21 protein-coding genes are annotated in these 21286 nt (G+C 38.9%); 8 read left to right on the top strand and 13 right to left on the bottom strand.

The window, feature by feature from the left end; genetic code table 11:
* Genes VIM94_RS00750 through VIM94_RS00740 form a run of 3 tightly spaced genes read right to left on the bottom strand, consistent with a single transcriptional unit; the run spans position 1 to position 2186 of the window.
* Positions 1-1092 (bottom strand): hypothetical protein, encoded by a 1092-nt coding sequence (locus tag VIM94_RS00750; RefSeq protein WP_332037382.1) that lies wholly within the window; start codon positions 1090-1092, stop codon positions 1-3.
* A complete protein-coding gene (locus VIM94_RS00745; protein ID WP_332037381.1) occupies positions 1073-1636 on the bottom strand; it encodes a DUF4179 domain-containing protein in 564 nt (187 codons plus the stop codon). Before VIM94_RS00745 ends, VIM94_RS00750 begins: the two co-directional genes overlap by 20 nt.
* Entirely contained in the window at positions 1626-2186 is a 561-nt protein-coding gene (locus tag VIM94_RS00740) for an RNA polymerase sigma factor (RefSeq protein ID WP_332037380.1), read from the bottom strand. The genes VIM94_RS00745 and VIM94_RS00740 overlap by 11 nt, the downstream gene beginning before the upstream one ends.
* A 209-nt stretch (positions 2187-2395) precedes the next feature.
* Here VIM94_RS00740 and lon point away from each other — a divergent pair, with 209 nt between their 5' ends.
* The 3 genes from lon to rpsA all read left to right on the top strand — a co-directional run bounded on the left by lon (position 2396) and on the right by rpsA (position 7645).
* On the top strand, positions 2396-4846 hold the full coding sequence (gene lon / locus VIM94_RS00735) for an endopeptidase La (protein WP_332037379.1): 2451 nt from the start codon (positions 2396-2398) through the stop codon (positions 4844-4846).
* A gap of 96 nt (positions 4847-4942) precedes the next feature.
* Positions 4943-5641 (top strand): (d)CMP kinase, encoded by a 699-nt coding sequence (cmk, locus tag VIM94_RS00730; RefSeq protein ID WP_332037378.1) that lies wholly within the window; start codon positions 4943-4945, stop codon positions 5639-5641.
* Positions 5642-5797: 156 nt separating this feature from the next.
* Positions 5798-7645: a 30S ribosomal protein S1 gene (gene rpsA, locus VIM94_RS00725; RefSeq protein WP_332037377.1), complete on the top strand. Its 1848-nt coding sequence runs from the start codon at positions 5798-5800 to the stop codon at positions 7643-7645.
* A gap of 345 nt (positions 7646-7990) precedes the next feature.
* Here the strand turns inward: rpsA and VIM94_RS00720 are convergent, their stop codons facing one another.
* The 7 genes from VIM94_RS00720 to VIM94_RS00690 all read right to left on the bottom strand — a co-directional run bounded on the left by VIM94_RS00720 (position 7991) and on the right by VIM94_RS00690 (position 14136).
* On the bottom strand, positions 7991-8440 hold the full coding sequence (locus VIM94_RS00720; protein WP_332037376.1) for an OsmC family protein: 450 nt from the start codon (positions 8438-8440) through the stop codon (positions 7991-7993).
* Between the two features lie 41 nt (positions 8441-8481).
* The gene (locus tag VIM94_RS00715; protein WP_332037375.1) at positions 8482-8985 is read right to left on the bottom strand and encodes a rhodanese-like domain-containing protein; all 504 of its coding nucleotides are present in this window, start codon (positions 8983-8985) and stop codon (positions 8482-8484) included.
* A 116-nt stretch (positions 8986-9101) separates the two neighbouring features.
* Positions 9102-9725 (bottom strand): alpha/beta hydrolase, encoded by a 624-nt coding sequence (locus VIM94_RS00710; RefSeq protein WP_332037374.1) that lies wholly within the window; start codon positions 9723-9725, stop codon positions 9102-9104.
* A 3-nt stretch (positions 9726-9728) separates the two neighbouring features.
* Positions 9729-10667 (bottom strand): ring-cleaving dioxygenase, encoded by a 939-nt coding sequence (locus tag VIM94_RS00705; RefSeq protein ID WP_332037373.1) that lies wholly within the window; start codon positions 10665-10667, stop codon positions 9729-9731.
* Positions 10668-10749: 82 nt separating this feature from the next.
* Positions 10750-13257: a cation-translocating P-type ATPase gene (locus tag VIM94_RS00700; protein WP_332037372.1), complete on the bottom strand. Its 2508-nt coding sequence runs from the start codon at positions 13255-13257 to the stop codon at positions 10750-10752.
* Between the two features lie 15 nt (positions 13258-13272).
* Positions 13273-13593, bottom strand: coding sequence for a phosphoribosylpyrophosphate synthetase (locus VIM94_RS00695; protein ID WP_332037371.1), 321 nt, complete (start codon positions 13591-13593; stop codon positions 13273-13275).
* Between the two features lie 150 nt (positions 13594-13743).
* Positions 13744-14136, bottom strand: a complete 393-nt coding sequence (locus VIM94_RS00690; protein ID WP_332037370.1) for a DUF302 domain-containing protein — start codon at positions 14134-14136, stop codon at positions 13744-13746.
* Between the two features lie 232 nt (positions 14137-14368).
* Between VIM94_RS00690 and pyrR the strand changes: the two genes are divergently transcribed.
* From pyrR to VIM94_RS00665, 5 genes are all read left to right on the top strand, one after another.
* Positions 14369-14908 (top strand): bifunctional pyr operon transcriptional regulator/uracil phosphoribosyltransferase PyrR, encoded by a 540-nt coding sequence (gene pyrR, locus VIM94_RS00685; protein ID WP_332037369.1) that lies wholly within the window; start codon positions 14369-14371, stop codon positions 14906-14908.
* A gap of 22 nt (positions 14909-14930) precedes the next feature.
* Positions 14931-15860, top strand: coding sequence for an aspartate carbamoyltransferase catalytic subunit (locus VIM94_RS00680; protein ID WP_332037368.1), 930 nt, complete (start codon positions 14931-14933; stop codon positions 15858-15860).
* A gap of 74 nt (positions 15861-15934) precedes the next feature.
* Positions 15935-16267 (top strand): ribonuclease Z, encoded by a 333-nt coding sequence (locus tag VIM94_RS00675; RefSeq protein ID WP_332037367.1) that lies wholly within the window; start codon positions 15935-15937, stop codon positions 16265-16267.
* 10 nt (positions 16268-16277) lie between these two features.
* A complete protein-coding gene (locus VIM94_RS00670) occupies positions 16278-17186 on the top strand; it encodes a ribonuclease Z (protein ID WP_332037366.1) in 909 nt (302 codons plus the stop codon).
* Between the two features lie 179 nt (positions 17187-17365).
* Positions 17366-17872, top strand: a complete 507-nt coding sequence (locus VIM94_RS00665) for a CAP domain-containing protein (protein WP_332037365.1) — start codon at positions 17366-17368, stop codon at positions 17870-17872.
* Positions 17873-17944: 72 nt separating this feature from the next.
* On the opposite strand, the gene VIM94_RS00660 is transcribed toward VIM94_RS00665, so the two are convergent.
* From VIM94_RS00660 to VIM94_RS00650, 3 genes are all read right to left on the bottom strand, one after another.
* Positions 17945-19810 carry an OmpA family protein gene (locus tag VIM94_RS00660; RefSeq protein WP_332037364.1) on the bottom strand — a complete coding sequence of 622 codons (1866 nt, stop codon included), beginning with the start codon at positions 19808-19810 and terminating at the stop codon, positions 17945-17947.
* Positions 19811-19827: 17 nt separating this feature from the next.
* The gene (locus VIM94_RS00655; RefSeq protein WP_332037363.1) at positions 19828-20739 is read right to left on the bottom strand and encodes a type IX secretion system membrane protein PorP/SprF; all 912 of its coding nucleotides are present in this window, start codon (positions 20737-20739) and stop codon (positions 19828-19830) included.
* 12 nt (positions 20740-20751) lie between these two features.
* Positions 20752-21286 (bottom strand): gliding motility-associated C-terminal domain-containing protein (locus tag VIM94_RS00650; RefSeq protein WP_332037362.1); only part of this gene is annotated, 535 nt, incomplete at its 5' end.

Genomic DNA, 21286 nt, shown 5'->3' with positions numbered 1-21286 from the left:
TTATTTACTGCTGAATTGTACATTGGCATAACTGGTATTTATTGTTACCATGCTGCCGGAATTATTTTTTAAATGATAGCCCTGAAGACTTTGTTTTGTATTCTGGTCATGGCGTTTTGAAATCTGAAGGCCTTCCAGACCTTTGATACTTCCATAGCTTGTTTCCACATTAAAATTAAAGGCTTGTTGGGCATCATAGCCTATCTTCACGCCGGCATAATCACTACTTATTTTTATGTTTTTCGCCCCTTTTACAACCTTATCTATACTAAGGCTGCCATAGTCCACATTTATATCTGCCGAGTTAAAAACTCTCCCGATCTTAGTGCTTAGGTAATCCCCGTTTCCAGTAATCCTCTTTACTTTATCTACGCTAATGCTTCCGTAATCTGCATCAAACTCCAGGTTGCTAACCTTTTTTATTCTTGAAGTGGTATAATCGGCGCTGATCTTTAGTCTTTCTGCCTCTTCAATTTCAAATTCGCTGTAATCGGCGTTAATTTCAGCGTTTTTTATGTAGCCAAACCTACTGTTGCGGGTGTAATCAAAAGTAAGGTAATTGGAGTTACCTCTAAGCTCCTGGATGTCTATTTTTCCGTAGTCACAGGAAATTTTGGAGTTGCCCAACAGGCGGTCAAGATAGATCCCACCGTAATCGTTGCTAAGATCCATATTATTGGTTTCAGGAGCTTTTATTACATAATTGATCTCCATATTAACATTACTTGATCCTGAGAAAAGGTTGCTCCACCAGGAAGAGCTTTTATCCCCTGATAAATGGGTTTTTGCACTTACACCTGATGAGTTTTGGTTAAATTCAATTTCTATTTCATCCAGTTTTTTCTGAACTTTTTCAGGATCATTTCCATTGGTTTTGATAAAAACCTCAATCACCACTTTATTCTGATTCCAGGTGGATATATCGATATTTCCGTAGCTGTTGTCCACTTTAAGCCTAGAATTAGCCGATACGCTGAATTCTCTCGAAATTTTCTTTTCTTTAGTGTGTTTGCCGCTAAGGTCGTTGTTGCAGAAAGTTAGTCCCGGTAAGAGAACTACTGCAAGGAGTAGTTTATATAATAGTGCTTTCATGACTTTTGGTTTTTAGGGATTTAATATTTTCAATTTGGGTTAATACATTATTCAAAAGATCAATTCTTTGCTGAAAGTTGTTTATCATGGCATAGATAACCCGTTTGTCCTGCCCGCTGTTAATCAGGTCTTTTTTAAGTTTGGAATACTCTGTTTCCAGTTTCTTCATTTGGGAAAACGCATCATTGATCATCGCTTCGGTTTCCGGAGTTTTTTCAGCTTCAATATTTTTTAGTTCTTTCTGGATTACCGAGGTGTAAAAATCCTGCGTTTCTTTCATCTCAGTAGACACACTCGCCAGATCACCTTTCTTTCCGGTTGCATTATTCATATGAATGTTTCCGAATAGAAAAATAGCCAGTGCAATACTTGCAGCAATCCCCAGGAATGGCCCCAACAGACTTCTTATCTTGGATTGACTGCTGTTTTCTTTTTTAGCAGATTGTTCCAGCTTTTCCTGGAAGCGGTCTCTGTGACCGGCGCTGGGTTCTGCTAAATCGAAATCCAGGTCTTCGAAAAGTTTGGTTAATTTATCAGTTTTCATCTTTCAGCAATTTTTTTCGTAAACTCTCTTTAGCCCGTGAGATAGTAGTTCTACAATTAGCATAAGAGATATTTAGTATTTCACAAATTTCATCGTAATCGTATCCTTCAATAAGATGCAGCGTTAGGGTTATGCGATAATTTTCTTTCAGCGAATTTAAAACCCGAATAATTCTTCTTACTTTTTCATTTTTATCGCTTTCTTCCAGGTCTATACCTTCGCTCTCATCAAGTTCATTTTTCAGTTCATCGTTATAACTCAGCTCAGTATATTTAGATTTTTTGTTAAACGAGTTAATGCTCAGGTTTACAACGATTTTTTTAAGCCAGGCTCCAAAACTCGCGGTACCCTTAAAGCTGTCTATCTTAGTGAAGGCCTTCAGGAATGCTTCCTGCATCAGGTCTTCGGCTTCGGCGGTGTCCTTTACAATCCGCAGGCTGGTATTATACATGGCTTTATAATAGCGATCGTAAATTTCCATTTGTGCCCGCTGATCGCCTTCCCGGCAAAGCGAAACAAGATCATTAATATGTGTGATGGTTGGTGTCAAAAAAGTACCCTGTTTATTATAAAGATAGGTTTGAAATTGATTTGTTACAGTTTTGAGAAAAAACTTTCTTATTTAAGATGGCACAAGAATTGTCTAAAGATAATGAAGATTACGCATACCAAGCCTTAAGCCGGTGAGCCTAAGGTGAAAAGAAAAAGAAACAGATTAAAAACCCAGACTGTTTGTGACAGTTTGACTTAAAATAAATTATGGCTAAAACTAAGATCACCAATTTTGACAGTTTGTCATTGCAGGAAATAGATCAGGATGCAGATCTAATACCTCTAATGACGCCTGAAGATGAAGAGGAAATAAATAAAGAAAATTTACCCGAATCTTTACCAATATTGCCTTTACGAAACACCGTATTATTCCCCGGAGTAGTTATTCCTATTACGGCCGGAAGAGATGCATCTATTAAGCTTATCAACCAGGCCAATAACGATAGTAAAATTATTGGAGTGGTGTCTCAAAAAGACGAGGAAGTAGAGAATCCAAGAGCAAAGGATATTAACAGGGTAGGAGTAGTGGCGCGAATTCTACGTGTACTTAAAATGCCTGATGGAAATACCACGGTAATAATTCAGGGTAAAAAACGTTTTAAGATCGAGGAAGTGGTAAGTGAAGATCCTTATCTTACCGCCACCATCACCGAAGTTCCGGAAGCCAGACCGGCAACTGATAATGAGGAATTTTCGGCTATTATTGATTCTATAAAGGAGTTGGCGCTTCAAATTATAAAAGGAAGTCCAAACATTCCCAGTGAAGCTTCCTTCGCAATAAAGAATATAGAAAGTGCTTCTTTCCTTATCAATTTTGTGTCTTCAAATATGAACCTTTCGGTAGATGATAAACAAAAATTACTGGAAACAAACGATCTTAGAGAAAGAGCACTGGCTACCTTAAGATATATGAATGTAGAGTTTCAGAAACTGGAACTAAAAAATGATATTCAGTCCAGGGTACAGAGTGATATGAGCCAGCAGCAGCGGGAGTATTTCCTTCATCAACAGATGAAAACCATCCAGGAAGAACTCGGTGGAGTTTCTCACGAAGATGAAATCGAAGAAATGCGTCAACGTGCCAAGGCTAAGAAGTGGAAGGAACCCATACAAAAGCATTTTGAGAAGGAACTTGCTAAAATGCAGCGAATGAATCCGCAGGTGGCTGAATATTCTATTCAGCGTAACTATCTAGACTTGTTTTTAGATCTGCCCTGGAATGAATTCAGCAAAGATAAATTCGACCTGAAAAGGGCTAGAAAGATCCTTGACCGTGATCACTATGGATTGGAAGATGTAAAACGCAGGATTATTGAGTATTTGGCTGTTCTAAAGTTGAGGAACGATATGAAATCGCCTATCCTTTGTCTTTATGGACCTCCAGGTGTGGGTAAAACCTCGCTTGGAAAATCTGTTGCTGAGGCGCTTGGGAGAGAATATGTTAGAATTTCCCTTGGTGGTCTTAGAGATGAGGCTGAGATTAGGGGACACCGTAAGACTTATATAGGGGCAATGCCCGGAAGAATTATTCAAAGTCTTAAGAAGGCCGGTACGAGCAATCCGGTTTTTGTATTGGATGAGATAGATAAACTAAGCATTGGGAATGCAGGAGATCCATCTTCAGCCTTGCTGGAGGTTCTTGATCCTGAGCAAAACAGCGATTTCCATGATAACTTTCTGGAAATGGGCTTTGATCTTTCTAAGGTGATGTTTATCGCCACCGCCAATAATCTGGGGACAATTCAACCGGCCCTAAGAGACCGTATGGAGATAATAAACGTTACAGGCTATACTATTGAAGAAAAAGTGGAGATCGCTCGCCAGCACTTGCTACCTAAACAATTAAAGGAGCATGGAATGACTAAAGAGCAATTAAAAATTGCTAAGCCTCAGCTCGAGAAGATTGTTGAAGGTTACACCCGGGAATCGGGAGTTCGTGGTCTGGAAAAACAAATTGCCAAGATGGTTCGCCATGCCGCAAAGAATATTGCCATGGAAGAAGACTATAATATCAAGGCTACGAACAAAGACGTAATTGAAGTATTAGGGAGTCCAAAACTTGAGCGCGATAAATATGAAAACAATGAAGTTGCCGGAGTGGTTACGGGTCTTGCCTGGACCCAGGTTGGCGGAGATATCCTGTTCATTGAATCTATTTTATCTAAAGGAAAAGGAAGTCTGAATATAACAGGTAATCTGGGAAAAGTGATGAAAGAATCGGCTACTATTGCTATGGAATATATCAAAGCAAATGCTGATGAACTCGGATTGGATCCTGGTGTGTTTGAAAAATATAATGTACATATTCACGTGCCGGAAGGTGCAACACCAAAAGACGGCCCTAGTGCGGGAATAACTATGCTAACTTCCCTGGTGTCTTTGTTCACCCAGCGTAAGGTGAAGAAAAGTATCGCTATGACAGGTGAGATCACCCTTAGAGGTAAAGTCCTTCCTGTGGGAGGTTTGAAAGAAAAGATTCTTGCGGCAAAAAGAGCCAGGATCAAGGAGATTATTCTTTGTAAGGAGAATGAGCGGGATGTTAAAGAAATAAAGGAAGAATATCTAAAAGGCCTTACTTTTCATTATGTAAATGAGATGAGCGAGGTGATTGACATTGCCATTACCACACAGAAAGTGAAAAATGCCAAGAAACTTTAAAATTTAAAACCTCCGAAAGGAGGTTTTTTTATGAAGCATATTCAGGAAAGCTTTCTTATTTAATTAAATTTGTTTTCTTGATTTAAAGAAATATTGATGAGTAAAAAGATCACAATTGCCATAGACGGGTATTCTTCAACCGGAAAAAGTACGGTAGCGAAACAACTCGCAAAAGAATTGGGGTATATATATGTAGACAGTGGGGCGATGTACCGTGCGGTCACCTTGTTCGCAATGCGAAAACTATTTGTAAGCGACACCAATTTTGATAAAGAATCTATTATAAGACATTTGCCTTTTATTAATGTAAAATTCATTTTTGACGATGAATTGGGGTATGGAGAAATTTATTTGAATGATGAAAATGTAGAAAAGGAGATACGTCTTCTGGAAGTCTCCCAGCAGGTAAGTAAGGTGGCAGCAATTCCTCAGGTGAGAAAAAAACTGGTAAAGCTTCAGCAGGAAATGGGTAAGGATAAAGGAGTGGTTATGGATGGCCGTGATATAGGAACCGTTGTCTTTCCAGATGCAGACCTAAAACTCTTTATGACCGCTTCTACCGAAAGAAGAGCACAAAGGCGCTACAATGAACTAAAAGAAAGAGGAGATAAAATTACTTTTGATGAGGTGCTAGCCAATGTAAAAGAACGCGATCACATGGACACCACCCGTGATGATTCTCCCTTGCTAAAAGCAGATGATGCCATAGAATTTGACAATTCTCTTCTGGATTTGGAAGAACAGTATGAAAAAGTACTCAAGCTTGTTAAAGATAAAATCGAAGCAGTTAGCTAAAGCTTTGAGAATTAAAAAATAAGTGGTATTTTTGCACTCCTTTTTGGCAAAGATCCGGAAAATCAAAAAGGGAATAAAATTATTTTTATAAACACTTCTGTGTTTCATTTGCTAATTTTTCCGGGAAAGCACAGGATACAAATTAATTAATCAGCAATGGCTGAAGAAAACAAAAAACAAGAAGTTCAGGAAACTCCTGAAGTTCAGGAAGTAGCAGGAATGGATAATTCTTCGCAACCTTCTATTACCGAACAACAGGAAAACCCTGAAAAATTCTTAGAAGATTTTAACTGGCACAATTATGAAGAGGGGATTGACCCGATTGATGATAAAAAGCTGGAAGAATTTGAGAAATTAGTTTCAGAAAATTTTGTTGACACTTTAGATGATGAAGTTGTAACCGGGACAGTGATAAATCTTACCGATCGTGATGCAATTATCGACATCAATGCCAAGAGTGAAGGTGTGATTTCTCTTAACGAATTTCGTTACAACCCAGACCTAAAAGTAGGGGATGAAGTAGAGGTGTTGATCGATGTTCGTGAAGATTCTACTGGTCAATTGGTTCTTTCTCACCGTAAGGCTCGTGTTATTCAAGCCTGGGATCGTGTGAATAAAGCCCACGATGAAGGTCTTATCGTAAACGGTTTTGTGAAATGTCGTACTAAAGGTGGTATGATCGTAGATGTATTTGGAATTGAGGCATTCTTGCCAGGTTCTCAAATAGACGTGAAGCCTATCCGTGATTACGATGCTTACGTAGGAAAAACAATGGAATTCAAAGTTGTGAAAATCAACCACGAATTTAAAAACGTTGTTGTTTCTCACAAAGCGCTTATTGAAGCCGATATCGAAGAACAGAAGAAAGAAATTATTGGTCAGCTTGAAAAAGGTCAGGTACTGGAAGGTACTGTTAAAAACATCACTTCTTACGGAGTATTTGTTGACCTTGGAGGAGTTGATGGACTTGTTCACATTACCGACCTTAGCTGGTCTCGTATCAATCATCCAAATGAGATCGTTGAACTTGATCAAAAACTAAACGTTGTAATTCTTGACTTTGATGAAGCTAAAACAAGAATCCAACTTGGTCTTAAGCAATTAAGTAAACACCCATGGGAAGCTCTTGACGAAAACCTTAAGGTTGGAGACAAAGTAAAAGGTAAAGTAGTTGTAATCGCAGATTACGGTGCATTTATTGAAGTTGCTGAAGGTGTTGAAGGTCTTATCCACGTTTCGGAAATGTCATGGAGCACGCACCTGCGTTCAGCTCAGGATTTCGTAAATGTTGGAGATGAGGTTGAGGCTCAAATTTTAACTTTAGACCGTGAAGACCGTAAAATGTCTCTTGGAATTAAGCAATTAACTCCAGACCCATGGACAGATATTACTACTAAATATCCTGTTGGTTCTAAACACAAAGGAATTGTACGTAACTTCACCAACTTTGGTGTATTCGTAGAGTTGGAGGAAGGAATCGACGGACTTATCTATATCTCTGATCTATCCTGGACTAAGAAAATCAAGCATCCATCAGAATTTACTAACGTAGGTGATGAGCTTGAAGTCGTAGTTCTTGAGTTAGACGTTGAAGGACGTAAGTTAAGCCTTGGTCACAAGCAGGTTGAGGATAACCCATGGGATAAATACGAAACTGAGTTCGCTGTTGGTACTAAACACACCGCAGAGATCGCAGAGATCGTAGACAAAGGTGCAACTATAGAATTTAATGAAGATATCACTGCATTTGTTCCAACCAGACATCTTGAAAAAGAAGACGGTAACAAATTAACTAAAGGTGAATCTGCAGAATTCCAGATCATTGAATTTAATAAGGAATTTAAAAGAGTGGTAGCTTCTCATATGGCTATTCACAAAGAAGAAGAGCAGCAAATAGTTAAGCAAGCTGCTAAGAAAGCAGCTACGCAAACTAAAGACAAAACCACTATTGGTGATGTTAATGCCGATCTTCAGGCTTTAAAAGATAAAATGGAAGGAAAATAAATCCTGATATTTAATCCTAAACAAAAACCTCCTTAGTTCGCTAAGGAGGTTTTTTTGTTTTATAAATCTCAACTAATTTACTTTTCCACTTAAGAAAAAATTTTTCGAGCAAACATCCTCTTTATTATTCTTTCGGGGAATTCCTTTAGCCAAATCCTTTCAGATTTCTGTAGCCAGTTTGGCTTTGGTTTTAGAAGAAAATACCTGTCTGCAGCTTCCAGCTCTTATTCTTTTATCTTTGCCTAATAAGCTTATCAATAGGAGAGCAGAAAGTTTCCTCAGATAAAAGCATAAAAAAACCGGAAAAAAATTCCGGTTCTTTCAAAAATAATTGGAAGGTAATCATCAAACAGATTCAGTAATTTTAACTGTAGCCTCCATTTTCACTTCGGTCTTGATCGATCTTGTGATAAGGCAAATCTCCTCGGCTTTGTGCAACAATTTCATTGCTTTTTCTTCATCTTTTGCATTTTTAATAATCAGTTCAGGTTTAAGAACAACCTCACTCATGATGAACTTCTTATCGATGCGTTCCATCTTTCCTACACCAGGGCATTTCAAGCTTTCAAAATCAAGTTTTGAATATTCAGCGACTGCCGTGAACGAAGTCATAAAACAGCTTACTACAGAGGCGGTAAAGAGGTGTTCCGGCGACCATATGCCTTCGATCCCTCCTGGGAATTCAGGGGGAGTGGCTACTTCTATTTCTTCGTTCAGTTGAGGAGAAGAAATTTTCCCCTTTCTTGTTTCTGTCCATTCCAGGTCCAGATTATAATAGTGTGCTTGTGATTCCATATTTATAGTTTTATAAGAAGAACCAAACCAGTTCTTCCCGATTATTTCTCCGCTTCAGCAGCTTGCGCCTGTGCCTGATGGTAATTCACTTCTTCCCAGGCTCCACCGTTATAGCATTCAATTCCCATTTGGTAAAGCATTTGAGTGGCAATACCACTACGGTTTCCGGTTCTGCAACAAAGAATGAGCGGCTGTTTTTGAGCTTTTATCTCATCCATATGCTTATTTAATTCCTGTAAAGGAATATTTAATGATTCAGCGACGTGTCCTCCTGCAAATTCGGGTCTTGTACGTACATCGATAACAGTGGCCCCATCTTTAATCATTTGAGTAAAATCCATATTGTTTTTCTTTTTCGGTTTTTTCTTAAAACTGCTAAACAATAAGGCACCCATAAAAGCACCATATAAAGTAGCGTTCACGGGATCTGATGTTATTGCACACCCTCCGCTTTCACAACCAATGGTACTGAAATAAATAAATCCGGCAAGTGCCCCAACACCTAATCCGGCTATAATAAGTTTATTATTGTTTAGTAACTGCATGTTTTTTCAGCTGCAAAAATACAGTGTTTGTAAAACCGCCACAGTTACATTTGTTACAATAAAATATGAATACAGAGACCAAAACAAGAACAGTTTCAAATTTAAATTATATATGTTCAATTTTGATAAAAAATTATATCTCTTGCTAGTTCCAGTTCATTTTCTGAAATAGTATGAGGCCGGTTTTCATAGATTTTCAGGCTGACATCGGCATTCATATTATTTAAGATCTCAGCCGACCTCTTAACACGTCCTACAGGGACATGAGTATCAGGATCTCCGGTACCAATAAAAACAGGGGTAGCTTCAAAATCTCCGGAATAATTTTCCGGATCCAGGGTTTCTCCTATCAATCCACCGGTGAAAGCTGCTATCCCACCGTATCTGCGGGCATTTCGCGCTGCAAACTCAAGGCAGAGGCAGGCACCTTGTGAAAACCCCAAAAGGTAAATATCCCTGGAATGAAAGCCTTTTCCTAATAGATCTTCTAAAATATCCCTGAGGAGTTCCAGGGCAGAAGAAAGCCAGGGTTCATTTTCATTTATCGGTGCGAGAAAAGAATAGGGATACCAGGTTTGATTCGTTGCCTGCGGGGCTATCATGGCAAAATCATTTAAAGGCAAATGGGATTCCAAATCTAAAATATTTTTTGCTGTAGCCCCTCGCCCGTGTAAAAGGATAAGTACCTTTTTAGCTTTTTTAAGGTCCTTTCCAGCAGTGTGCAGATCTTTCTTGTGCATAATCTAATGACTAAGTTTTGGTAATAAATTTTCAATCCTTTCCCGGGAAGGTTCAAATTTTTCGGGTAGTTTCAGGCTACTACCCAGGTCTTCAGGTGATTCGTCACGGGTAAAGCCCGGATTGTCGGTTGCAATTTCAAAAAGTACTCCTCCAGGTTCTCTGAAATAAAGAGAAAAGAAATAATCGCGATCTATTTTCCCAGTGATATTCAGTCCAGCATCAATGATCTTTTTTCTGAAAAATTCCTGGGATAATTCATCCTTAACTCTAAAAGCAATGTGATGGTTAGTACCTGCAGCATTAATTCCCTTTTCGGGATTTGTAGCTTCTAATAAGTCTATTATTGATGCATTTTCCACCTCATCTGTACTATAACGGAAACGGGTTCCTTCTTGTTTCTTTAACTTATAATTAAAAATATGGGTAAGTATTGCTGCGGTGGGAACCTGGTTGTATAGGTTTAGAGTAACACTATGAAAACCCTTTAGAGCAACATCTTTCTTGATTTCGTTTATCTCCCAGCCTTCGCGCGAATCCTTAGTACCGGAGATTATAAGCTTCAGTTTCAGTCCATCGGGATCTTCAAAGGGAAGAAATTTCTCGCCAAATTCTTCAGAGATGTTTTCATAGCGAACTTTATATTTATCAAAACGCTTCTGCCAGAAATTCAGGCTTCCTTCGGGAACTGAATAACCTATTTCAGTAGCCATTCCTACACCGTTTTTTCCTTTTTTGGCTCTGGGCCATGGGAAAAAAGTAAGGATGGTGCCGGGTGAACCGGTTTCATTTCCGAAGTAAAAATGATAGGTTTGTGGATCATCAAAATTCACAGTCTTTTTGACCATTCGGAGACCAAGCACCTTGGTGTAGAAATCGTAGTTCTTTTGGGGGTCTCCCGCGATTGCTGTGATATGATGTAAGCCAAGGATTTTATTCTCCATTGTTTCCATACTTAAAGAAATAAAATTCAGGCGTAAATCCGGTTAAATTAATGGTAAAATATAGAAATTTATGCCAAATTTTCTAAGCTTGCAGAGGCTTCTTTCGTCTAAAATACTTTAAACCTTCAAACCAGATCACCGATATAAAGCCTGTAATTATGCTCAAACTTAATTGTTGTAGATTAAGTTTTTCAAAATCAAAGAAACCGGAAAAGAATGGAATGTAAATAATAAGGCCGGTGATAAGTACACTTATACCAATGATAAGGGGAACCAGAATATTCTTATATTTTAAAGTATCCCAGGCTGAATAATAAAATGAACGGTTTACCAGTGTCAGAAAAATATTAGCTGAAATCAGACAGCTAAAAACCATTGTTCGCGTAGTGTTTTCATCCCAGGCATTTTCAACAGCAAACCGGTAAATAAAAAGGCAGCCTACAGTGATTATCAATCCCTGAATAATACTTATTGTCAGTTCTTTTCTGTTGAAAAATGTATTGGTGAAGGGACGTGGTTTTTTTAGCATGCTGTTTTTTTCAGGGGGCTCGTTTTCATAGATAATAGAGCAGGTAGGGCCCATAATTAATTCGAGAAAAATGATATGCACCGGAGAAAATATTGCGGGATATTTCCAGGCCAGGGCCAAGGGGATAAATACGGTGAGAATTATTGGAATATGAATGGAAATGATATATTGTATTGCTTTCTTCAGGTTGGTGTAGATCTTTCTTCCAATTTCTACGGCTTGCACCATTTTTGAAAGATCATCTTCCTGGAGAATAAGCGAAGCAGCTTGTTTCGCTATCTCACTGCCTTTTTTACCCATAGCGATTCCAATATGAGAAGCTTTTAGTGCCGGCCCGTCATTCACCCCATCTCCCGTCATAGCAACAATTTCTCCGTTAGCCTTGAATGCCTCTATTATTCGGAGTTTTGCTTCAGGAAACATCCTGGCGAAAATTCCGTATTCATTCAAACTTGATTTGAGTTTAGTTTCGTCCATTTGCATCAAATCGGCACCGGTGATCACTTTCTTATGATCGATAAATCCTACCTGTCGTGCTACAGCTGCAGTGGTTTCAGGATTGTCTCCCGTTACGATTTTTACTTTTATCCCTGCGGAATAGAAATCCTGAAAAACCTTTCCGATATTAGCCTTTGGAGGATCATAAAAGCCCACCAGGCCTTTAAAATTGAATTCGAAATCCTGCTGACGCTTAGGGAAACTATTTCCCCTGAAATCAGTGGCGGCCACTCCCAGGAGTCGAAAGCCTTTTTTGGCGAGCTCATCAATAATTTCCAGGATTTTATTCTTTTCTTCTGTCTCTAATACTGAAACTTCCAGAATGGCTTCGGGGGCGCCTTTTGCTGCTATAATCCTTTCTCCTTTTTCATTTTCAAAAATATGAGTCATCATAGGAGGTTTTCCTCCGAGGGGATATTCATGAAACATTTTGAATTCAGCTCTGCGGTCGGGGATAATATTTTCCTCATAGGAATTGTGCAGGGCGACTTCCATCGCATCAAAAGGGATAGGTTCGCTTGCCCACATCGCGGTTTTCAGTAATTCTATTATTTCAGAAGAGAGATTAGTTCCTGTAATCTCAATGACACCATCTTGCAGAGTATAAACTTTTGCAAGGCTCATTTTATTCTGAGTGATGGTGCCGGTTTTATCGGTACAAATCACCGTGGCACTGCCCAGGGTCTCTACGGTTTTCATTTGCTTCACCACAATTCCCAATTTCATCAATCTCCAGGCACCCATGGCCATAAAAGTGGTAAAAGCTACAGGAATTTCTTCAGGAAGGATACTCATGGCAAGAGTTAGCGCCATTAGCAGACTTTCGAGAACATCGATTGTCCTTATGTAATTTATGGTCCAAACCATAATGAAAACCACAGTCCCGGCGAGAACCATCTTTTTTACAAAATTATTGATCTGGATTTCCAACGGGGTTTTTTCCTGACTAAGCTCTTCCAGGCTTTTACCTATTTTACCCAATTGAGTTTTATTGCCGATAGCGACAACTCTTGCAACAGCCAAGCCGGTTTCAACCTGTGTTCCCATATAGATTTTGTTATCCTTGGTTTCAGGAGATTTGGGAACCGAGAAAGCTTCACCCGTAAGGATGGATTCATTTACCGAGAAATCATTAGACTGAATGATTTCTGCGTCGGCAGGGATACTGCTTCCTTCATTTACTATTATAAAATCGCCTATGACGATTTCACTGATATTGATGTCCAGGGTCTTTCCATCACGAATTACCTGGCAGGTGGGCCGGGTAAAGGCTTTAAGTTTTTCGAGTGCGCTACGGCTTCGTGCATCCTGGTAGAGTGATATGGTCGCTACCAAAACGATAGCTGCGGAAAGAAAGATACCATCATCATGATTACCGGTAAGAAAATATATAAATGCTGCGGCGAACAGCAGGAGAATCATTGGCTCACTTAGAACTGTTTCAAGTGCATCCCAAATTGGAGTTTCTTTTTTCAAATGCAATTTATTGCGTCCGTGGGTGGCACGTGAAGTTGTAACCTGCCCAGGAGTTAATCCCTGAATATTATGCGGGGGTTCGGCCATTTGGAGGCTTACATTTTAAATATGCATTTGTAGTTTTTTTGTAATATCAGAGGTCGTATTCTCGCTGTAAACACCAAAAGCATTTACCAGGACACCTTTTACCTTGTGTTTTTCTGAAGAAACACCAAAAACGATCATTTCATCGCCGGGATCGGTATTTCCTTCAAAACGGTAGATTTCGTCGATTTCAAAATCGTTGGGAGAGAGTTCGACAGAGGAATGGTTGCAAATGATGCAGTTTTTATCGGCTAGCAAAGTAAGTTCGGTAGTGTAACCCCTGCGGATAAGGTCGTTAATGGCTTCACTGGCAGTATCATAGGTGTGTCGCTTGGTCATAATTACTGGTTCTGAAACTTGTAATAATTTACGCCAAAACGCCGAATAAAACAAGGGCTAAAGTTTGGTAGTTTCCGTATAAATACTAAAACTATCAAAGATTAGCCCTTAGGTAAAAACTTCAGATTAAAGCTGAAGCGGGGTGTTCATTTAATTAAGGTTTGCAATAATTTTTTTCATCTTATCCTGAACTTCGGTTGCGATACCGCGAAGGTCATCATTATCTGCAGCTTGCATAGAAGCAATTGGGTCAACAGCCGAAACTTCGATCTCGCCGTTGTCGTTTTCTTCTACCACTACGTTGCAGGGTAGAAGCACACCAATTTTATCTTCTTTGGTTAAAGCCTTATGCGCAAAATGTGGATTGCACGCGCCCAGAATCTTGTATTTTTTAAATTCTACATCAATTTTCTTTTTAAGGGTTTCCTTTACATCAATTTCTGTAAGTACCCCAAAACCTTCTTTTTTTAGTTCTGCAGTTACTTTTTCCAAAGCATCTTCAAAAGAGGTATTCTTTAGTGTCGTATTAAAATAATAGCTCATAATATTTAATTTTTATGCTTGAAATTAAGAATTATATTTCACTATCTACTCCAGACAGGATTAAATTTTTCTTAATACTGAAGAAGGAAATTCGGGCATTTTCTCCGGGAGGTATATTATAAGCTGACTAAAATTAGACAAATAATTCTTCTTTAATAATCGGGCTTAATTCTCCTATCAAAATAAGAAAAAAGTTTACTTTTGTATACCAACCTTTTCTTAGTGACGACCTATGAGCCAGAAAGTATTGCTTACTTCTAAAGAAATAGATATTATTTTGCACCGGCTGGCTTGTCAATTAGTAGAAAATCATACCAATTTTAAAGATTCAGTACTCATTGGGATTCAGCCCCGGGGAGTTTACCTTGCAGAAAGAATTCTAAAAATTCTTCAGGAGGAATATAAACTTGAGGATCTGAAGTTGGGACATCTCGATATAACATTTTACCGGGATGATTTCCGCAGAAGCGACAAACCGCTGGAAGCCAATAAGACCAAAATAGATTTTGTAGTTGAAGATAAACGGGTAATATTTATAGATGACGTTTTGTATACCGGCAGAAGCACCAGAGCCGCATTAACCGCAATACAGTCCTTTGGCCGGCCAAAAGAGATAGAGCTTATGAGCCTCATAGACCGGAGGTTTAGCCGGCATTTGCCTATTCAACCAGATTACAGCGGAAGGCAGGTTGATGCAATTAATGAGGAAAAGGTTAAGGTAAACTGGAAAGAGAACGAAGGGGAAGATGTGGTTTATCTCATTTCGGAATAATGAAAGTAAAAGAAAGAAATAGATGAGTGAACTTAGTGTAAACCACTTATTGGGTATAAAATACCTTAAGAAGGAGGATATTAAGCTAATATTCAAAACTGCCGACCACTTCAAAGAAGTTATTAACAGGCCCATTAAAAAAGTTCCTTCCTTAAGGGATATCACTATTGCCAACCTTTTTTTTGAAAATTCAACCCGAACCCGGCTTTCTTTTGAACTGGCAGAAAAACGACTTAGCGCCGATGTGATCAATTTTTCGGCGGCTTCCTCTTCAGTAAAAAAAGGGGAGACACTTATAGATACAGTTAACAATATTCTTTCAATGAAGGTGGATATGGTGGTAATGCGCCACCCAAATCCCGGAGCCGGTATCTTCCTTTCAAAACACGTGAAAGCCAGTATTATTAATGCAGGTGATGGCGCTCACGAGCATCCAACTCAGGCCTTGCTGGACTCCTATTCAATTAGGGAACGATTGGGCAGTGTTGAAGGAAAAAAAATAGTAATTGTTGGAGATATTCTACATAGCAGGGTGGCCCTTTCCAATATTTTTGCTTTGAAGTTACAGGGTGCTGAAGTAAAGGTTTGTGGTCCAAAAACTTTAATTCCAAAACACATTGAATCCCTGGGCGTGAAGGTGGAAACCGATTTAAGAAAAGCCCTGGAATGGTGTGATGTAGCAAATATGCTAAGGGTACAAAACGAACGAATGGAAATTAGTTATTTTCCCAGCACCAGAGAATACACGCAACAATTTGGGTTGAATAAAAAGTTGCTTGATAGCCTGGATAATGAAATCGTGATTATGCACCCCGGACCCATTAACCGCGGAGTTGAAATTACCAGTGACGTAGCCGATTCAGATAATGCTATTATCCTGGACCAGGTACAAAATGGTGTTGCTGTAAGAATGGCTGTTATTTATTTGCTTGCCTCTAAGATTAAACAGTAAAGCATTTTTATTAACTTTAAGGAAAGAAACCTGAATTGTCTAAATAAATCCAGGTAGTTTTTAATTGTTAAGCTATGAAGATAAAGAAAGAAGATAATCATATTTTAATTAAAGCCAGCCAAAATTCTATTGCAGAATTTGCTTCAGATCTCACTACGAGGCATGATGAATTTAAAAACGACAATCTTATCCTCGATATTTCTTCTTATGAAAAGCTGGAATTGGAGGAGTTGCTTAGTTTCCTTGAGCTTTCTAATGTACACAAAGAAGATAAAAAGTCTTTTGTGATTATTAACAAGGCTATTCCTATTGAAAAAATACCTGATGAGTTATGTGTTGTACCCTCTCTTCAGGAAGCCAAGGATGTGATACAAATGGACGAGATTCAGCGGGAACTTGGATTTTAAAAAGTTTTGAATGAAACTTACCATTCTCGGTTGTTATGCCGCTACTCCCCGGAGTTTTACTAATCCCAGCTCTCAGGTACTTGAGATAGGGAATCATCTTTTTCTCATAGATTGTGGAGAAGGCACCCAGGTTCAATTAAGGAGAAATAAAATAAAATTCTCCAAAATAAACCACATTTTCATATCTCATCTTCATGGAGATCATTTTTATGGCCTGGTGGGGCTTATCTCTACCTTTATGCTTTTAAAGCGCGAGAATGAACTCCATGTTTATGGACCGCAAGGCGTAAAGGAAATAATCCTTCTACAATTAAAGCTTTCTAAATCCTGGACAAATTATCCATTGTATTTTCACGAACTCACCAAAAAAATACCTGAAGTTATTTTTGATGATGAACGTATTATGGTAGAAACTATTCCGCTTAAGCACCGGGTTTATACCAATGGGTTTTTGTTTAAAGAAAAGCCGGGCGATAGAAAGCTTTTAATAGATAAGGCAGAAAAGTATAAGATTGATGTTGCCCTTTATAAAAGCTTAAAAAAGGGAAAAGATGTGATTGCTGAAGACGGAAAGTTAATATCCAATGCTTTAGTCACAGCAGATCCGCCTGAACCTAAAAGTTATGCCTACTGTAGTGATACCATTTATAAGCCAGAGATTACTTCTCAAATCAAAGGGGTAACTGCGCTGTATCACGAATCAACTTTCCTTGAATCAGATGCTCATCTGGCAGAACCAACCCAGCACAGCACGGCCAAACAGGCTGCAAAAATTGCTCTTGAGGCAGAGGTGGGCAGGCTTATTCTTGGCCATTATTCTACCCGGTACGAGAGCATTGATTTATTTAAGAAAGAAGCACAAAGTATATTTCCTCCAAGTGAACTTGCCGATGATGGTCTGGAAATACTTTTTGAATAGCTTTATGAGCTAATTTCCTACAAATCAGATATTAATAAATAGCCTGCATTGGTATTGTAGTATAAAACTTACAATAAAGTGTTAAATATTTCCTAAAATCGATGAATGACATTTATTGAAATGTTTTTTATCGATTAAATACGTACTTTTATCGTCCCTCAAGTCTAACATGCTAACCTATGAGAAAAAGTACATCAAGATTTATTTTGCTTGTTTTCAGCGCTTTAGTGTTGGTTTCGTGTGCAAAAGAGAGTGTTGACGAGGAGATAAACTCCGTCGATCATATCGCAAAAACATCGGTGAACTACATATACACCGATATTGAAAAAGATATCCTTTCGGGAATTAACGAGTATCGCAAGGAACAGGATTTAAAAGAACTTAGTCCGTTGGGCGAAATTTCCCTGGAAGCAGAAGATCATAATTATTATATGGTAGAAACCGGAAAGGTAAGCCATGATAACTTTGGAGAGCGCTACACTGCGCTTGTAAATAGCATAGCTGCAAAAGCAGTAAGTGAAAATGTTGCCTATGGTTATCATACTGCCGATGCCGTGGTAAGGGCCTGGATAAAAAGCGATGGCCACCGGGAAAATATTGAATCTAACTTTACCCACTTTGGGGTTTCTGTAGTAGAAGATGAAGAAGGCAGAAATTACTTCACCAATATATTTGTAAGAAGGTAGTACTTGTTTTCATTATTAATAAAAAGGTTCAGCCATAACAGCTGAACCTTTTTGGTTGGGGCAGGGTAGATTTTAATTCATCTTAACGACCTTAAACATCGAGCGCCTGTTAAGTTGATGTTCTTCCCTTGTACATCGCTCGCAGTCTATAGCCGGTTCCCTTTCCCCATAACCTTTAGCTGCATAAATTCTCTTTTTGTCTATACCATTATCAATCAGGTATTGTCTTGTTGATTGGGCCCTTCTTTCAGCTAACTTTTCATTATATTGCTCGCTTCCGCGTAAATCGGTGTGAGCTCCAATTTCAATCACCAAATCAGGATACTTGTTCTTCATAAGCTCCACCAGTTTATCGAGTTCCAGGGCTGCATCTTTTCGTATGTTGCTCTTATCAAAATCGAAATATATATTATCGATTTCAGCCAGATATTCCACATCCTTAACCGGCTGCAGACTAATATTGTATTCTATCTCCTCTAATTCATCACTGTTGCGGGTATTTATGGTTGTGGTGAATTCTTTATATTCAATTTGTTTTGCCTCCAGGGGTAATTCTTTGTTCCGCGCAACTTCCGATCGGTAATTCCCATCTTCATCGGTTGTAAGAAAGGCAATTTGCTCTTCGTTTTCATCAAAGATTCTAATCGTTGCACTTCCAATTGGCTTATCATTAATAGCATCGGTTACTTTGCCCTTTAAAACAAGCGGATTAAGCTGATTGAAACCATAGATATTATCATTTCCTTCTCTGTTGGAGGAGATATATCCTGTGTTTTGTTCCGAAGATTTAAAAAATGCAAAATCATCAAGATTAGAATTTACAGGCTCTCCCAGATTTTTGACTTCAGGATTGGAATTATCCAGGTTTACGCGAAAAATATCAAAGAATCCAAATCCGCCGTGACCATTGGAGGAGAAATAAAGCATTCCCTCTTCATCTACAAATGGGAAACTCTCATCCTGCTCGGTATTGATATTCTGTCCAAGATTTTCAGGTTCCCCTAATGACTCTCCCTTGATCTCCACCTTATAAATATCGGTGCCGCCAAATCCGCCGGGCATATCAGAAGTGAAATACAACGTGTTGCCATCGGGGGAGAGCGCTGGGTGACCTACCGAATACTCATTGTGATTAATAGCAAGTTCAGTGACATTTCTCCAGGAATTTCCGCTTAGGCTGGCCTTATAGATCTTTAAGTGATTAGTGGCATTTTTGTCGCGTTTACCTTCCCGGTTATTGAAATAATTATTTCGTGTAAAATACATGGTATTTCCGTCTGGCGAAATCACCGCCGGACCATCGTGAAGTTTGGTGTTAACATCGCCGCCAACGGCCATAACTTCATTTGTTTCAGGATTTACCTCATAGATATTCAGGAAAGGCTCGCCGGTCCATGAGTAAACACGTTTTTTCACCGGAACCCCTTCAGCACGAGCCGAAACGATATACATTTTACCTCCTCTTTCAAAAGCACCAAAATCACTGAATTCAGAATTAAAAGCTGCTTCTTCCAGGGTATAGGTTGTGTTTATCCCTTTTTCTTTCTCCTCCAACATATTTTGGGCTGCTCGGGATTTACCATTGCTGGCCAGATATTTTTTTACCCATTCGCGGGATTCATCATAGCGCTTAACTGCCCGGAGTGCCTGAGCATATTTATAATAATACTCAGGTGAGATATCAGGTTCATCTATAATGTCTTCATAATAAAAGACCGCATTTTCAGGACTGCGAAGTTGCAGATAGGAGTCGGCGAGTTTTTGCTTATTGTCTATGGTATTGTAATCGTTTTCAATAAGCTCTTTATAAACCTCTACTGCCTCAAAATAAGCAAGATCATTATATAGTCTGTCTGCTTTTTTCTGTTTTCCTTTCTGTGCCTGTAGGCTGAACCCGGCAAGAAGGAGAACTAATATCAGATAGTAATTTGTTTTCATAATAAGCAGCTTTTATATTAGAAAAATCGGGGAGATTTATAACGGGTGTTTTTAAATCTGAATTCATAGATCAACAGGATCTCGTGAGAACCCGAGGTGTAAGGTCTTATATCTGAAATGGAGTATTCATAGGCATAACCAGCTCTGAAACCGTCAAAGATTTCTACATCCAGAAAAGCACCCAGGGCATCATCTATTCTGTAAGTTCCTCCCAGATAAAATTTTTCATTAAAAATGAAAGTACTCGAGATATCTACCGAAAGGGGAGCACCGGAAGTTAGTTTCACCAAACCAGTGGGCCTTAATTTCACATTATCACTAAGATCGAATACATAGCCTCCTGTGAAATAATAATGCACTTGTTCCATTGCCAGGTACTCGCTAAACTCGTGATTGTTATTATTGATAAGTTTCGGCGCTGAAGCTCCTAAATACCAATCCTGGGCAGAGAGGTAGAACCCAATCCCAAAATTCGGAGTCCATTTGTTGAAACGATCCTGAAAAAATGGATCATCCACAACGTTTGGTTCTGTAAAAAGATCTCTGTCGAGGTTATAATAACTAAATCCTCCTTTTAGTCCCAGGTTAAGGGAAACATCAGCACTCAGGTCCAAACGATAGGAAAAGTCACTGTATAGGTAGGTGTAGTTTTCGTATCCAGCTTTGTCATTAATTACCGAGAGGCCTAACCCAACCTTATCGTTTCTCAAGGGAGAATGTATTGATAAGGTTTGGGTATTTGGTGCTCCGTTTATACCTGCCCATTGGTTTCGGTTTAACGCAGTTATTGAAAAACCGTCCCTGCTTCCCGCATAGGCGGGGTTTATAGATATGGTGTTATACATATACTGTGTAAACTGAGGGAGCTGTTGCGCAGATGCGGGCATGGCAACAAACAGTATCAATATGATTAGATATACTTTTTTCATGGTTTCCCTTTTTTATTTTGTTCCTAGATAAATGTAACCTTGAATGGGTTCGAATCCACTATTCCTGATTTTCAGAATATAGTAATAGGTTCCTGAAGGTAACTGGTTTGAGCTGGTAGCCGATTTATTAGACTGGCCATCCCAGTTGTTCTGGTAATTATCAGATTCAAAGATCTTGGCGCCCCAGCGGTTAAAGATCATCACATCATAAGTGAACCCGCATTCGTCGGCAAAATCGATCTCGAAATAATCGTTTCTGTTATCACCATTAGGAGTTACCGCTTTTGAGATACTGGATTGAATATCTTCAAGTCCGCATGGTAATACCACACAGTCATCATTGATGTTTACTGTTACAGTGGCGCTTACCGGACAAGCAGAATCTTCTACCCGATATTCAAAATTGTAATCACCTACGCTAAGCATTGATGGATCTATGAAATCTCCTTCCAGGGCGCCGGTATTATCAATATCTATCCACTCACCGTTTGTATCATAATCACCTTCCAGTAATTCAAACAGGTCGAACATAGAATCTTCGGTACAC

The sequence above is a fragment of the Salegentibacter sp. genome, from assembly GCF_036568425.1.
In the GTDB taxonomy this organism is placed as follows: domain Bacteria; phylum Bacteroidota; class Bacteroidia; order Flavobacteriales; family Flavobacteriaceae; genus Salegentibacter.
Note: the sequence above shows the minus strand (reverse complement) of the source record. Positions and strands in the feature narration are given on the sequence as shown.